The organism is Paenalcaligenes sp. Me52 (assembly GCF_050487965.1).
Taxonomy (GTDB): Bacteria; Pseudomonadota; Gammaproteobacteria; order Burkholderiales; family Burkholderiaceae_B; genus Paenalcaligenes.
This window is the reverse complement of the sequence record NZ_JBKQFO010000002.1, coordinates 408,021-421,611: the sequence shown is the minus strand read 5'-3', so window position 1 is coordinate 421,611 and position 13,591 is coordinate 408,021. Positions and strand designations below refer to the sequence as shown.

At 51.5% G+C, this 13,591-nt stretch carries 14 protein-coding genes; 9 read left to right on the top strand and 5 right to left on the bottom strand.

Annotated features, from left to right (window positions below):
* Nucleotides 1-47: 47 nt before the first annotated feature.
* Complete coding sequence (gene metC / locus ACLO87_RS13240) at nt 48-1,250, top strand: cystathionine beta-lyase (RefSeq protein WP_430223951.1); 1,203 nt, start codon at nt 48-50, stop codon at nt 1,248-1,250.
* Complete coding sequence (locus ACLO87_RS13235; RefSeq protein ID WP_430223950.1) at nt 1,247-2,245, top strand: asparaginase; 999 nt, start codon at nt 1,247-1,249, stop codon at nt 2,243-2,245. Before metC ends, ACLO87_RS13235 begins: the two co-directional genes overlap by 4 nt.
* A 3-nt stretch (nt 2,246-2,248) precedes the next feature.
* Here the strand turns inward: ACLO87_RS13235 and ACLO87_RS13230 are convergent, their stop codons facing one another.
* A complete protein-coding gene (locus ACLO87_RS13230; RefSeq protein WP_135865323.1) occupies nt 2,249-2,635 on the bottom strand; it encodes an RNA-binding S4 domain-containing protein in 387 nt (128 codons plus the stop codon).
* Between the two features lie 123 nt (nt 2,636-2,758).
* Between ACLO87_RS13230 and exaC the strand changes: the two genes are divergently transcribed.
* Nucleotides 2,759-4,282, top strand: a complete 1,524-nt coding sequence (gene exaC, locus ACLO87_RS13225) for an acetaldehyde dehydrogenase ExaC (protein ID WP_430223949.1) — start codon at nt 2,759-2,761, stop codon at nt 4,280-4,282.
* Here the strand turns inward: exaC and ACLO87_RS13220 are convergent.
* Entirely contained in the window at nt 4,279-5,181 is a 903-nt protein-coding gene (locus ACLO87_RS13220; RefSeq protein WP_430223948.1) for a LysR substrate-binding domain-containing protein, read from the bottom strand. The genes exaC and ACLO87_RS13220 overlap by 4 nt on opposite strands.
* A 105-nt stretch (nt 5,182-5,286) precedes the next feature.
* Between ACLO87_RS13220 and ACLO87_RS13215 the strand changes: the two genes are divergently transcribed.
* From ACLO87_RS13215 to ACLO87_RS13190, 6 genes are all read left to right on the top strand, one after another.
* The gene (locus ACLO87_RS13215) at nt 5,287-6,015 is read left to right on the top strand and encodes a ribonuclease activity regulator RraA (protein WP_135861726.1); all 729 of its coding nucleotides are present in this window, start codon (nt 5,287-5,289) and stop codon (nt 6,013-6,015) included.
* On the top strand, nt 6,008-7,231 hold the full coding sequence (locus ACLO87_RS13210) for a pyridoxal phosphate-dependent aminotransferase (protein WP_430223947.1): 1,224 nt from the start codon (nt 6,008-6,010) through the stop codon (nt 7,229-7,231). Before ACLO87_RS13215 ends, ACLO87_RS13210 begins: the two co-directional genes overlap by 8 nt.
* Nucleotides 7,228-7,659 (top strand): RidA family protein, encoded by a 432-nt coding sequence (locus ACLO87_RS13205; protein WP_135861728.1) that lies wholly within the window; start codon nt 7,228-7,230, stop codon nt 7,657-7,659. The genes ACLO87_RS13210 and ACLO87_RS13205 overlap by 4 nt, the downstream gene beginning before the upstream one ends.
* 233 nt (nt 7,660-7,892) lie before the next feature.
* Nucleotides 7,893-8,720: a methionine ABC transporter ATP-binding protein gene (locus tag ACLO87_RS13200; RefSeq protein ID WP_135861730.1), complete on the top strand. Its 828-nt coding sequence runs from the start codon at nt 7,893-7,895 to the stop codon at nt 8,718-8,720.
* Nucleotides 8,721-8,733: 13 nt separating this feature from the next.
* The gene (locus ACLO87_RS13195; protein ID WP_135861732.1) at nt 8,734-9,399 is read left to right on the top strand and encodes a methionine ABC transporter permease; all 666 of its coding nucleotides are present in this window, start codon (nt 8,734-8,736) and stop codon (nt 9,397-9,399) included.
* Nucleotides 9,400-9,440: 41 nt separating this feature from the next.
* Nucleotides 9,441-10,256, top strand: coding sequence for a MetQ/NlpA family ABC transporter substrate-binding protein (locus ACLO87_RS13190; RefSeq protein ID WP_135861733.1), 816 nt, complete (start codon nt 9,441-9,443; stop codon nt 10,254-10,256).
* 144 nt (nt 10,257-10,400) lie between these two features.
* Here the strand turns inward: ACLO87_RS13190 and ACLO87_RS13185 are convergent, their stop codons facing one another.
* From ACLO87_RS13185 to argS, 3 genes are read right to left on the bottom strand one after another with little or no spacing between them, the layout of a single operon-like run.
* Entirely contained in the window at nt 10,401-11,018 is a 618-nt protein-coding gene (locus tag ACLO87_RS13185; protein ID WP_135861735.1) for a thiol:disulfide interchange protein DsbA/DsbL, read from the bottom strand.
* A gap of 59 nt (nt 11,019-11,077) precedes the next feature.
* Nucleotides 11,078-11,788 (bottom strand): SPOR domain-containing protein, encoded by a 711-nt coding sequence (locus ACLO87_RS13180; protein ID WP_430223946.1) that lies wholly within the window; start codon nt 11,786-11,788, stop codon nt 11,078-11,080.
* Nucleotides 11,789-11,793: 5 nt separating this feature from the next.
* The gene (argS, locus tag ACLO87_RS13175; RefSeq protein ID WP_430223945.1) at nt 11,794-13,479 is read right to left on the bottom strand and encodes an arginine--tRNA ligase; all 1,686 of its coding nucleotides are present in this window, start codon (nt 13,477-13,479) and stop codon (nt 11,794-11,796) included.
* Nucleotides 13,480-13,591: the final 112 nt, after the last annotated feature.

Genomic DNA, 13,591 nt, shown 5'->3' with positions numbered 1-13,591 from the left:
TTATGCTAGCGTATACCTTTAGCTAATTTCTGCAGGGTACAGTCACTATGAGTCAGTCCTCCTACCGTCATCTGGATACGTTGCTTGCTCATTTAGGGTTAGCCGAGTTTGACCCACAAACAGGCGCAGCCCCGGTGGCTATTCCTTCCGTGCGTTCCAGTACGGTGCGATTTCGTTCGTTGGAAGACTTAGATAATGCTCAAGCCGCACAAGCGGCAGGCCAACGCAGACCTGCTTACGGTAGGGGCGGGCTGGATACACACGCTGCTTTAGAACAGGTGTTTTGTGAGTTAGAGCAAGGCCAGTACTGCGTGCTTGTGCCTTCTGGTATGGCTTCCATTGCATTAAGCCTTACGGCGTTGGCGCAGCATGGTGACCATGTATTGGTCACTGACTCTGCTTATGCTCCCGTACGCCTTTATGATTCCGGTTTGGCTAAACGGTTAGGCATAGAAATCACCTATGTGAAGCCTGACGAAGCATCTGTACGCGCGGCTATACGTCCTAACACCAAAGTGCTGTATCTAGAGTCTCCCGGTTCGCTGTTGATGCAAATGCTGGATGTGCCCGCCTTAGTCGCCGTGGCCAAAGAACATAATCTGGTGACCGTTGCTGATAACACATGGGGTTCTGGCTATGCCTACAGACCATTAGAGCTGGGTGTGGATGTATCGGTGATTGCCGCGACCAAATATGTGGCGGGTCACTCTGATTTGATGATGGGCGCAGTGGTGGTGGGCGATAACCCAGCGCTGATTTCTGCCGTGAAGAAAACGAATTACGCCTTGGGTTATTCGGTGAGTGCTGATGACGTGTGGCTAGCGTTGCGCGGTGTACGTACGCTATCGGTACGTATGCGTGAAAGTGCCTCCAATGGCCTGAAACTGGCCGAATTCTTGAGTACCTTGCCCGAGGTAGAGCGTGTATTTCACCCTGCCTTGCCTAGCGACCCAGGCCACGCATTATGGAAACGTGATGCCACTGGCTCTAACGGCATGTTGGCCTTCAGTTTGAACCTACAACCTGAACAAGCGCGTCGCTTTGTAAATGCGTTGACGCTGTTTGGTATTGGCTATTCATGGGGTGGTTTCGAGAGCCTAGTGCAGTATGTAGAGCCAGAACTGGTGACACCGCATTCCTACTGGAATCGCAACACCAAACCACTGATACGTTTGCATGCAGGTTTAGAAAATGCGCAAGATTTAATTGCGGATCTAACCCAAGCATTGGCAGCGGCTAAAGCAGCATGACGAATGTAGTACCCGTCACAGGGCCGGTGTTGATTTTGTACACCGGCGGCACGCTAGGCATGGAGCTGGGAGCCAACGGTTGGGCACCTGCTGTAGGGTTTGAGCAGCGTATTCAACAAGCACAAACCACATGGCCGCAGGCTCAGTCACTGCCAGCGTGGCGCTATGCCACCATAGATCCGCCTATAGATAGCGCCAACATGACGCAGCAATTGTGGCTAAGCATGCGAGATGTGATTGTGCAGGCCGCCGAGCAAGGGTGTAGTGGCGTGGTGGTACTACATGGGACCGACACGTTGGCCTATAGCGCGGCTGCATTAAGTTTTTTGCTGGGTGGTTTAGGTGTTCCTGTTGTACTAACGGGCTCCATGCGGCCAGCCGTACAACCCGATACCGATGCATGGGCCAATGTGTTTGGTGCGTTGTCGGCTATCACTAGTTGTGCAGCGGGTGTATTTGTGTACTTTCACCAGCGTTTGTTACGCGGCACACAGGTAAGCAAATGGCATAGTGAGGCCGATGACGCGTTCAGGGCAGTACGCCATGACGGTGCTGAGACTATTACTGGTCATGTACCTCTTGCACTGAATTTTCAGGTGCAGCGTCAGCCGGTATCTCTAGCCGTGGTGCCGTTTTACCCGGGCTTTCAGGCTAATGCCTTACAAAGCATTGTGGATACAGGCGTACAGGGGCTGATTTTGGAGTGTTATGGTACTGGCACTGGCCCAACAGAGGACGCTGAACTCTTAGCTGTACTACACCGTGCCATCGCACGAGGGGTGGCTGTGGTGGGGATTAGTCAATGCCCCGTAGGTAGCGTACTGCCAGGGCAATACGCCGCGGGCAGTTTGCTAGTACAGGCGGGTATGTTACCTAGCGGCAGCATGACGCGAGAAGCTGCCTTAGCCAAATTATTTGCCTTGTTGGGGGCGGGCATCACCGCGCAAAAATTGCCCGACTACTGGCTCACCGATTTTTGCGGTGAGTTGGCGTAACGCTTAATAGTCGTCGTGTTTTAAGCGGTCGATGCTACGTCTATCACGCTTAGTAGGGCGACCAGCGTGAATGCTTAAGGCAGGCTCCGGCGCCAAGCGGCGCTGTTCAGCAGCACTTTCGCGAGCATGAATGCTTTCAGGTGTTTCGTTATACAGCGTACGGGCAACGGTAGCCGGGCCGCGCACAGCACTAATGGCTTGCACGATCACCACCGTAGCCGGAGGCTGCTTGGTGATGGAAATTTCATCACCCACCTGAATATCGCGTGCAGGCTTTGATGTTTGGCCATTCACCAGCACGCGTCCTTTATTGATTTCATCTACGGCTAGGCTGCGCGTCTTGTAAAACCGTGCTGCCCATAACCATTTGTCTAAACGGGTCTTGTCCATATCACAAAGTAGGATAAAGATATGATAGAAATCACAGTATAGTAGTAATCACACGGCGCTGTTTCCGCTGTACATTCCGCTCTGCAGTATTCGAGCAATTCATGCGTGACCGAGGAGGTTGAAATGAGTTTTTCGGATTTAAAACAGTTTGGCATCGATCTGGAATTCCCCTATAAAAAACGATACGACAACTACATTGGGGGGCGTTGGGTACCTCCTGTAGCGGGGAATTATTTCGAGAACATCTCGCCCATTACGGGGCAAGTATTCTGCGAAGTCGCACGATCAGATGCAGATGATATTAATTTGGCCTTAGATGCAGCGCACGCGGCGCGTGAGGCGTGGGGTAAAACCTCCGTAGCTGAACGCTCCAATGTCTTGTTGCGCATTGCTGATAGGATAGAGCAAAACCTAGAAAAACTGGCGGTGGCAGAGTCCATCGATAACGGCAAACCTGTACGTGAAACACGCGCTGCTGATTTGCCACTAGCCGTAGACCATTTCCGCTACTTTGCGGGCTGCATTCGCGCTCAGGAAGGCGCTATTTCCGATATAGACAGCACCACGGTGGCGTACCATTTCCACGAACCAGTGGGTGTGGTGGGGCAAATTATTCCGTGGAACTTCCCACTACTGATGGCAGCATGGAAACTGGCTCCAGCGTTGGCAGCAGGTTGTCCAATTGTGCTGAAACCAGCTGAGCAAACACCCGCCTCTATCTTGGTGTTGATGGAAGTTATTGGCGATTTATTGCCTCCGGGTGTGCTGAACGTGGTGAACGGGTTTGGTAAAGAAGCCGGTAACGCGTTGGCCAGCAGCCCACGCATTGCCAAAATTGCGTTCACAGGGTCTACACCTGTAGGTAAAACCATTTTGCATCATGCAGCCGATTCGCTGATTCCTGCTACGGTAGAGCTAGGCGGTAAAAGCCCTAACATCTTCTTTGAAGACGTCATGCAAAACGACGATGCTTTCCTGAACAAAGCATTGGAAGGTGCCAGCATGTTTGCCCTGAACCAGGGCGAGGTATGTACAGCGCCAACACGTATGCTGGTGCAAGAATCCATTTACGAGCGCTTCATCGAGAAAGTGGTGGCTAGGGTAGAGCGCATTAAAAAGGGTAACCCGCTGGATGCCGCTACGATGGTGGGGGCGCAGGTATCTCAAGCGCAAATGGACCGTATCTTGGGGTACATCAACCTAGGGCGTGAAGAGGGTGCTACGTGCCTAACCGGTGGTGATAGAAACCGTATGCAAGGGCTGGATGCGGGCTTCTATGTAAGCCCTACTATGCTGCGTGGTGATAACTCCATGCGTGTGTTCCAAGAAGAAATCTTTGGCCCAGTTGTGGCAGTAACTACCTTTAAAGACGAGGAAGAGGCCATTGCCATTGCGAACGACACCTCCTACGGTTTGGGCGCAGGGGTATGGAGTCGTGATGGCTCACGTGCCTACCGCGTAGGCCGTGGTGTACAAGCCGGTCGTGTGTGGACTAACTGCTATCACTTGTACCCAGCGCACGCTGCTTTTGGTGGCTACAAGCAGTCCGGTATTGGTAGAGAAACACACAAAATCGCCCTGGGTAACTACCAGCAAACCAAGTGCATGCTGGTCAGCTATAGTCCAGATGCTTTGGGCTTCTTCTAAGTCTCTGATGAGTCAGGCAGCGCAACGGCATTGGTGGTTGCGCTGTGCTCTAACAAACTGATCAATCTGCGAGTCAATAAGGGGTGCGTGAGCGTACCCCTTTCTGCTATACCAATCTCTCTGGAAAACGCATGTTTGCCTAACGAGAGCATGCGCACGCCTTTAGGAAAGGGGTAATGCGCAGCGGTCACAGGCACAATACCTACGCCTATGCCCTTCTCTACGGCGTGTATTAACCCGCCTATTTCATCCAACTCCACTGCATCTTGTACCGATAACTTATGTTGGCGTAAAAACTGTTCTATGCGTCGCCCACCAAAGGATGTGCGCACATAACGTACAAACGGAGCGTCTTGAAGTAGATGCTGCCAATCGGAGCCTGGGTGATGGTCAGAGGCAATTAGCACAAAGGGTTCGTGTAGTAACGTGTGCCACGTGATATCGGGTGGCAGGGTGTACGGTGGGCGCACCATGACCGCCACGTCCATATCGCCAGTATCAACTTGGGCAATGATGTTTAACGAATCACCTGGAATGACACGTAGAGCAATACCGGGGTATTCCTGCCTGAACGCCGCCATTGCATCAATTAACCACGACTGCTGGGCAGAGGTGATAGCACCCAAGACCAAGGTGCCTTGTGCGCCATCGCTGTAGCTCATGTTCCCTAACTGCTGCATGGCGTTGACGATGTGCTCGGCGCGTGAATGTACTTCACGGCCCTCTAAGGTGAGCGTGGCACGTCTGGCGCTACGGTCAAACAAGCGTAGACCCACATGCTGTTCTAGTCGTTGAATTTGCGCGCTAACTGCGCCTTGCGTGAGGCCTATATGCTCACCGGCTTTGGCAAAGCTGCCGTAACGCACTACCGCCAGAAAAGTACGTAATTCACTCAGCATAATTGATCAATTAAATTGATGGAAAACATAAAAAATTATAGCTTTTCATTAAAAATAATTGGTGAGAGACTAACTACGTCTATTTAATTTTTTGAAAGGCAGAATATGGCGTTGGATGCTGAGATTGTCAAAACCCTAGAAGGGGTCACTACGGCCACAATCACTACCGTTCTGTTGAAGTTGGGACTACGTAATACGTGGATACGCGGTACCAAACCGTTGGCTGAAGGGCAGCCGCGCATAGTGGGGCCTGCCTTTACCTTACGTTTTATACCGGCACGTGAAGACTTAGCGACGACGGCATCGTGGAGTGCACCTAACTCTACTCGTGCTGCGATTGAGGCCATGCCCGAAGGGTGCGTGGCGGTGGCAGATGCTTTTGGTGTGACTGACGCTGGTGTGTGGGGCGACATTTTGTGCGAGCGCATGGTGAAGCGCAACATTAAAGCGATGGTGACAGATGGCGTGATGCGGGATGGGGCTGGCGTGAAGGCCTCTGGTTTGCCTGTGTGGAGCCAAGGCCAAGCAGCATCACCGTCTGTGGCGAGCATGACCTTTATTGGTTGGGAAGAGCCCATAGGTTGCGGTGGCGTGGCAATTTTCCCCGGCGATATCATCGTGGCCGATCAAGATGGCGCAGTGGCTATACCTGCATCGTTTTTGGACAAGGTGTTGGAGTTAGCTCCTGAGCAAGAGCGTTTGGAAGGTTGGGTGGTAGAGCAAGTGCGGGCAGGGCATCCCTTACCCGGTTTGTACCCGGCCAATGAAGAGAACATGGCACGTTATAGAGCCTACCGTGCTGAGCAGGAAGCTAAAGAGGGACAAAATGGATAAGTTAGACGAGAAATTTAGCCGTTTAGGTACAGATAATGCGCCAGGCCAAGAAGTACGGCAGCGTGAGGGCACTGAGTTTCAAGCTTTGCTGCGTGGTGAAACCCTAGAAGGTCGCCCTGTGGATTTTTCCCATGGTGACGTGGATGCTTTTCCGCCTGTGGATAACGCCTTGGCTGTGTTTTCTGATGGCTATCATCAAGGGGGCGCGCAAGCCTATACCGAGTATCGCGGAAAGGCTGCGATCCGTCATGAGGTAGCCAAACACCTAGGTACGTTCACGGGTAGCCCTGTAGATGCTGAGGAAGAACTCATCATCACTACAGGTACGCAAGGCGCACTGTTTTTAGCCATTGCAGCCTGCGTCACGCGCGGCACTAAAGTGGCCATCGTGCAGCCCGATTATTTCGCGAACCGCAAACTTGTCAGTTTTATGGAAGGCGAGTTAGTGCCGGTGCAACTGAATTACCATGCGACACGTACGGCTGCAGGCTTAGATTTGGATCAGCTAGAAGCGGTATTCAAATCTGGTGTAGAAGTTTTCTTGTTTTCTAACCCCAACAATCCTACTGGTGTGGTGTATTCCCGCGAGGAAATCGTACGTGTTGCACAGCTAGCGGCACAGTACAACGTGACTGTCATTGTGGACCAACTGTATTCACGCTTGTTATATAGCGGAGAACAGTACACCCACCTGCGGGCGCAACCAGAAATGAACAGCGATAATTTGCTGACCATCATGGGGCCATCTAAAACCGAATCGTTGAGTGGTTTCCGTCTGGGTGTTGCATTTGGGGCGGCGCGTTTAATACAGCGCATGGAGAAATTGCAGGCCATTATTGCCTTGCGTGCGGCGGGCTATAACCAAGCAGTGTTGCGTACGTGGTTCAATGAGCCAGATGGGTGGATGTCGCAGCGTATTATTGCGCATCAGCGTATTCGTGATGCTATTCTAGACATCCTGCATGCAGTAGATGGGGTGCAGGTTCGGCCTTCACAGGCTGGCAGTTATTTGTTTCCCCAGCTACCTGATCTGGTTGTGAAACCAGAAGAATTTGTGCGTATTTTGCGCGTGCAAGCAGGGGTGACTGTCACCCCGGGCAGTGAGTTCGGGCCCAATGTCACCCACAGTATACGTGTTAATTTTTCACAAGATTATGGGGCAACTGTGCAGGCAATGCAGCGTGTTGCCACCTTAATCCAGAGGTATAGAAAATGAGTAGTAACCAATCCGCCACTCCCGCTCCACAAGGTAATTATTCTCCCGCTACACGCGAAGGGAATTTGATTTTTACAGCAGGCATGACACCACGTCGTGCAGGTGTGTTGATTCGTACTGGCGGTATTAGCAGCAGCGACCCTGTAGATGTACTGCGTGAATCTGCTGAGTTGGCCGTACAAAACGCACTGACAGCCGCTCGTAGCGTGCTGAACGAGTCTGAGCAACTGCGCAAAGTAGTGAGCATGACTGTTTACGTCGCCAGTACTGACCCTGAGTTTGATAAGCACCCTAAAGTAGCGGATTTCGCGTCTGATTACTTGGCCGCTGAACTGGGTGCCGCAGGTATTAGTGCACGTGCAGCTGTGGGCGTATTCACACTGCCTAGCAAATCGCCACTGGAAATTTCTCTAGTCGTAGCGGTTTAACGGTATGTGTTCTTAGCAGGATGCGTTTCTGCTAAGGGCAGTGAAACCGTGTAATCAAGGGTGATGGGCTGCCATCACCCTTGGCTTGTTTTGGTTATAGCAATAACTTCTAATAACTAGAAGATATTATGTTATGGCTAAATGTTCAGTTTTGAAATAAGCAATAGATGCGATAATGAATCGCTCTTTTCGACTGTTTGCTGGGTGGTAAGCAGTCTTGTTCTGAAGTAACCATGCAACCAAAAAATCAAATCAGTGCGCCAACCTTGATACGATTGGACGCCGTAAACAAGACTTTTCCCTTACCGGATGGTTCCACTTTTAATGCCATACGTTCCTTGACGCTAGATATTGCGGAAGGACAGATATTTGGTCTGATTGGTAAAAGTGGTGCGGGTAAATCGACGTTGCTGCGAATGATTAATTTGCTGGAACGCCCTGATAGCGGCCGAGTATTGCTGGCAGGACAAGATTTGACCACGCTGTCCAAGCGCGATTTGCGCATGGCCAGACAAGATTTGGGCATGATTTTTCAGCAGTTTAACTTGCTGCAAAACGCCACTGTCTTTGAAAACGTCGCCTTTCCGTTGACGCTGCACCGCAGAGTGAACAAAAAAGAAGTAGAAGCGCGAGTGCGTGAGTGTTTGGAATTGGTGGGCTTGAGCGACAAAATTCATCACTATCCCGCTCAGTTGTCAGGTGGACAAAAGCAACGTGTGGCAATTGCGCGTGCGTTGGCGCCGCGTCCCAAAGTGATGTTGTGTGACGAGCCTACGTCGGCACTGGATACAGAAACGACACGTTCGGTGTTAGATACCTTACGTGATATTAATCACCAGTTGGGCGTAACGATTGTGATCGTGACGCATGAATTGCCAGTGGTGTTGTCGTTGTGTACACGCGCGGCGATTTTGGAAGCGGGCCAGTTGGTAGAGGTAGTAGATGTAGCCGACCAAACTACCCCGCGTTTAAGTGGGTTGGGGCGTGAGTTAGCTGAAGAAGCACGACGTGCTGAGTTATTGCAGAAATTTTATGCCCAAGAAGGGCTAAGTGCCGCGTAAGGGCGTAGAGAGCATGCTAGATAATATTATTCCCATTCTTCCCGACTTGTGGCTGGCCATAGGCCAAACCTTTTTAATGTTGGGCATAGGGGTGAGCGCCGCCATTGTATTAGGGGGCCCGCTGGGTGTGTTGCTGTTTTTGATGAGCCCAGGCCAATCACTCAGCAGCCCAAAAATCTATTTGGTCGTGAGTTGGGTAGTGAACACCATACGTTCATTCCCGTTCATTATTCTGCTGGTGGTGTTGGCGCCGTTCACGCTGAAAATTGTGGGCGAACCCATTGGTCCATTGGCAGCCTCAGTGCCGTTGTCCGTCGCTGCAATTCCTTATTTGGCACGTCTGGTAGAGCAAAGCCTGCGTGAAGTGCCGCGTGGTGTGATTGAAGCAGCCCAGGCCATGGGCGCGTCAGAGCTGCAAATTGTATGGCGTGTGTTGGCGCGAGAAGCTCGCTCGGGGTTGATTCTGGCCCTCACGGTACTAGCAGTAAGCTTTTTGTCCTACTCAGCGGTTGCTGGCGTGGTAGGTGGTGGCGGTATTGGGGATTTGGCCATTCGTTACGGCTACTACCGTTTCCAAACAGATGTGATGTTGCTGACGGTAGCGATACTGATTGTGATCGTGCAGATCATACAGTTTGGCGGTAATGCCTTGGCACACCGACTGGATAAACGTTCGTAATTTTTGTTGTACTTTTATCGTATTACTCAAGGGGTATTCTCATGTTGAAGCTACGCCGCCAGCTTATGCTTGGCACCATTGCCGCCATGCTAACTCTGGGCACTAGCGCTGCTCACGCAGCAGATCCAAACAAACCAAGCTTGGTGTTTGGTGCAACGGCTGGCTATAACTATGATGTGCTGAAGTTGGCCATTGTTCCTCAGTTGGAAGAGCAAGGCTACAAGGTAAAACTGGTAGAGTTTAACGATTACGTGCAGCCTAATATCGCGTTGGCTCATGGTGCGTTGGATGCCAACTTGTTCCAGCACATTGCGTACCTGAATCGTTTTAAAACAGACCAAAACTTGCCATTGAGCGATTTGGTTCAGAGCACAACTGCTCCTATGGGTATTTATGCAACTGGCCGCGACAGCTTGGCTGATGTGCAAGACAAAGACCGCTTCACTGTACCTAACGACCCAAGTAACTTGGCACGTGCTTTGCAACTGCTGCAACAGCACCAAGTGATTGTGGTGAAGCAAGATGTAGACCCACTGCGCGTGACTGAGCGTGATGTGGTTGAGAATCCTAAAAACATCCGTTTGCAGCCAGTAGAGGCGGCACAGTTGCCACGCACTATTGGTGGCGTAGAGTACGCGGTTGTACCCGGTAACTTTGCGATTGCATCCGGCTTGGACCTGACCAGCGCAGTAGCGTTGGAGCAGCCTCCAGTCGACTACCAACAAGTAGTGGCTGTACGTACAGAAGACTTGGACAAACCATGGGCTAAAGACTTGGCTGATGCGTTTAAATCCGATGCGTTCAAAGCAGCGTTGGATGAGCACTTCCCAGGTTACGTACGCCCAGCAGGTCTGTGATATAACGCTATGTTCACATGGGTAACCATGTGAAAAGAAAAATCCCCCTGATGCCAAAAACATCAGGGGGATTTTTTATGGGTATGTGAACCTAGCGAATCACCGGCAAAGGCACAACAACGCTAGGTGTGAATACCCAATGTGTTATTGCGCTAACAAACCGTTTGCCAGTTCCAGCATTTGTGGAATACCACGAGCCATGCTTGGGTTGGTAACGTATTTACCGCCTACAGCCAAGCTAGGTGTAGCTTCAATACGGTAGGCACGTGCCAAATCGTTGGCTTTGGAAATCTTGGTGTTCACACCAAACGAGTTGAAAGTTTTGGTGAATTCGTCTTGATCAATGCCTTGGTCAGCCGCCCATTGGGTCAGTGCTTTAGCGTCAAACAGTGGTTTTCTTTCTTGGTGCAACGCTTTGAATAGAGCTTCGTGCAGATCCAAACGATCCATGGCTTCCAAGGTGTAATACATGCGTTGCAGGTCTACCATGCCAGCATTAAAGGCGATAGGTACACGTTGCAGAACAGTATTTTCAGGAAGTTTTGTAGCCCATTCTGCTACCAGCGGTTCGGCAGTTGCGCAGTGTGGGCAGCTATAGGAGAAAAACTCTAGTACTTCGGTTTTGTTAAGCGTATCCGAGGGCTGAGCCTGTTCCAACGTGACATACGTTTGTGCTTGCTGGGCCATGGAGGGAGCACTGAAAAGGGCGCTCAGTGTTAGCACACTGCTAGCTGCCAGGCGAAGAACTGAAGTTTTGTTCATTATAGGATTTCCTTCCTGCTAGGTAATAGGGCTATAGGACAGTGAGGATTGCATAAAGTTCAAGGCTGACGTACGACAGAGGTAGCGATTTGCTCGTTACCCAAAGTGATACGCGCTTGATTCATGGCATCCAGACCATTGAAAGGGCCTACACGTACACGATTCAGTGTGGTGCCGTTTACCTCGGCAATCTGTACTTCGGCAGGTAAGCCCAACATCAGAATACGCGCCTTGGTAGCATCCGCATCGTTAGCAGAACGGAATGCACCGGCCTGCAAGAAATAACGCTGCGAAGCAGCCGCTTTAGGCGGTGCTGGTGGCGGTATCATGGCGAGCTGTTTAGGCTCGGAGTTGTTCGTTGCCGTAGGTGCAGATGCAGCAGGTTGAGAGGCAGTAGGTGCCGCTACTACCGGAGGCTTAGCAGCTTCCGGCAGGGTTGCAATCAACTCACCTAGTACGTCTTCATCACGGCGTGTGCCGCCTGCAGGGGCAACAGGACTCAAGCTATCTGGCTGACCATTGGCGCTGCTGCTAGGGCGTGGATACAGACCTATATTTGGGTCTGGAGCATCGCGAACTTCGGGAAGCAATACGTTGGGTGCAGCACGGCTTGCCTTGTCATTAAAAGGCATAGGCGCTTTAGTGATATAAAACGCGACCAATGCTGCTGCCGCCAAACCCAGAATGAGGCCGATGATGACGCCAAACAGGGTACTGCCACCGCCACTGGAGGATTTGCTAGATCGGGTATTCTTGCGTCGTGTTGCCATAGTTCCTACATTTTTTCAGGTGCGGACACACCCAGTACACTCAGACCATTAGCGATGACTTGTGCGCAAGCAATAGCCAAAGCCAGACGGGCACGTTTCAGCGGCAGGTCGTCTACATTGACGCGCTCGGCGTTATACCAAGCGTGGAAGTCTGCTGCACAATCACGCAACCAGAAGGTAATTTGGTGCGGAGCCAAGTCATTGGCTGCTAATTGCAGCATGGCTGGGTATTCAGCCAGACGTTGCAGCATGGTCAGCTCGGTAGGTGCGACCAACAAGCTAGTATCGGCTTGCTGAATGTGCTCCAGCGTTTCGCCGGATTGGTTCACCATCGAGTGTATACGTGCGTGTGCGTACTGGATGTAGTACACAGGGTTTTCTTCACTGCGTGACAGCGCTAGGTCTATATCAAATACGAACTCGGAGTCGGCGCGGCGTTGTGCCAGGAAGAAGCGCACAGCATCTTGGCCCACCCATTCAATCAGTTCGCGCATGGTGACGTAGCTACCTGCACGTTTGGAAATTTTAACTTCTGCGCCATTACGCATGACTTTCACCATGCTGTGCAGAATGTATGCGGGGTAATCTTTAGGGATACCAATATCTAGGCCTTGCAGACCGGCGCGTACGCGAGCGATAGTACCGTGGTGGTCTGTACCTTGAATGTTGATAGCATGGTGGAAACCACGCTCCCATTTAGCAACGTGGTAAGCCACATCGGGTACGAAGTAGGTGTAGCCGCCTTCGCGCTTGCGCATCACACGGTCTTTATCGTCGCCTGTGCCTAATTCTGTAGTGCGTAGCCACAGAGCGCCTTCTTCTTCGTAGGTATGACCGGCTTTCACCAGAGCATCTACTGTTTTTTCTACACGGCCGCTGGTGTATAGCGAGCTTTCCAAGTAGTAGTTATCAAACTTCAGACCGAAAGCTTGCAGATCCAAGTCTTGTTCGCGACGCAGGTAGGCAACGGCAAAACGGCGGATGTCATCTAAGTTGTTCACATCGCCAGACGCCACCACGGTTTCTACGTCGGCTGCGCCTACGCTTTTACCAGCGCAGAAGTCTTCAGCGATGTCTTGGATGTACGAACCACGGTAGCCATCTTTAGGAAACTCTTCAGATTCAGGGTCAATGCCGCGCGTACGAGCTTGCACACTGATTGCCAAATTTTCGATTTGGTTACCTGCATCGTTGTAGTAGAACTCGCGAGTGACATCAAAGCCTTGCGTGGCAAACAGACGGCAAACAGCATCGCCCAACGCGGCTTGACGGGCGTGGCCTACGTGCAAGGGGCCGGTTGGGTTCGCGGATACGAATTCCACCAATACTTTGTCGGTGCGTGCAGGTTGAAAACCGTACTGCGTACCTTGTTTTGCGATGGTTTGTAGCACCGCTTGGTGCGCCGCAGTAGTCAGGCGGAAGTTGATGAAACCAGGGCCGGCGACTTCAGCAGCAGCGATCAGCTGTTGTGCATCAGGGTTGGTTGCTACGTGCGCCACGATTTCCTGTGCCAATTCACGAGGGTTTCGTTTTGCTGGGCGAGCCAATTGCATAGCAATATTTGAAGCAACATCACCGTGTGCAGCCACTTTTGGGCGCTCAAGGGTGATAGTAGGTGACGCGTCAGGAACGAGGGCGTGAACGGCGCTTTGAAGCAGCGCGATGAGCTGTTGTTGTTGCTCTGCAAGCATAGAAATCGTGTGTAGTATCAGGTTGCGTGATGGGGAAACGGCGGTTTACCGCAGCCCATACGTAAAGAAAGTCCAAGGGTTACATGATAGCGTGATTTGCGCTAGATTTCCT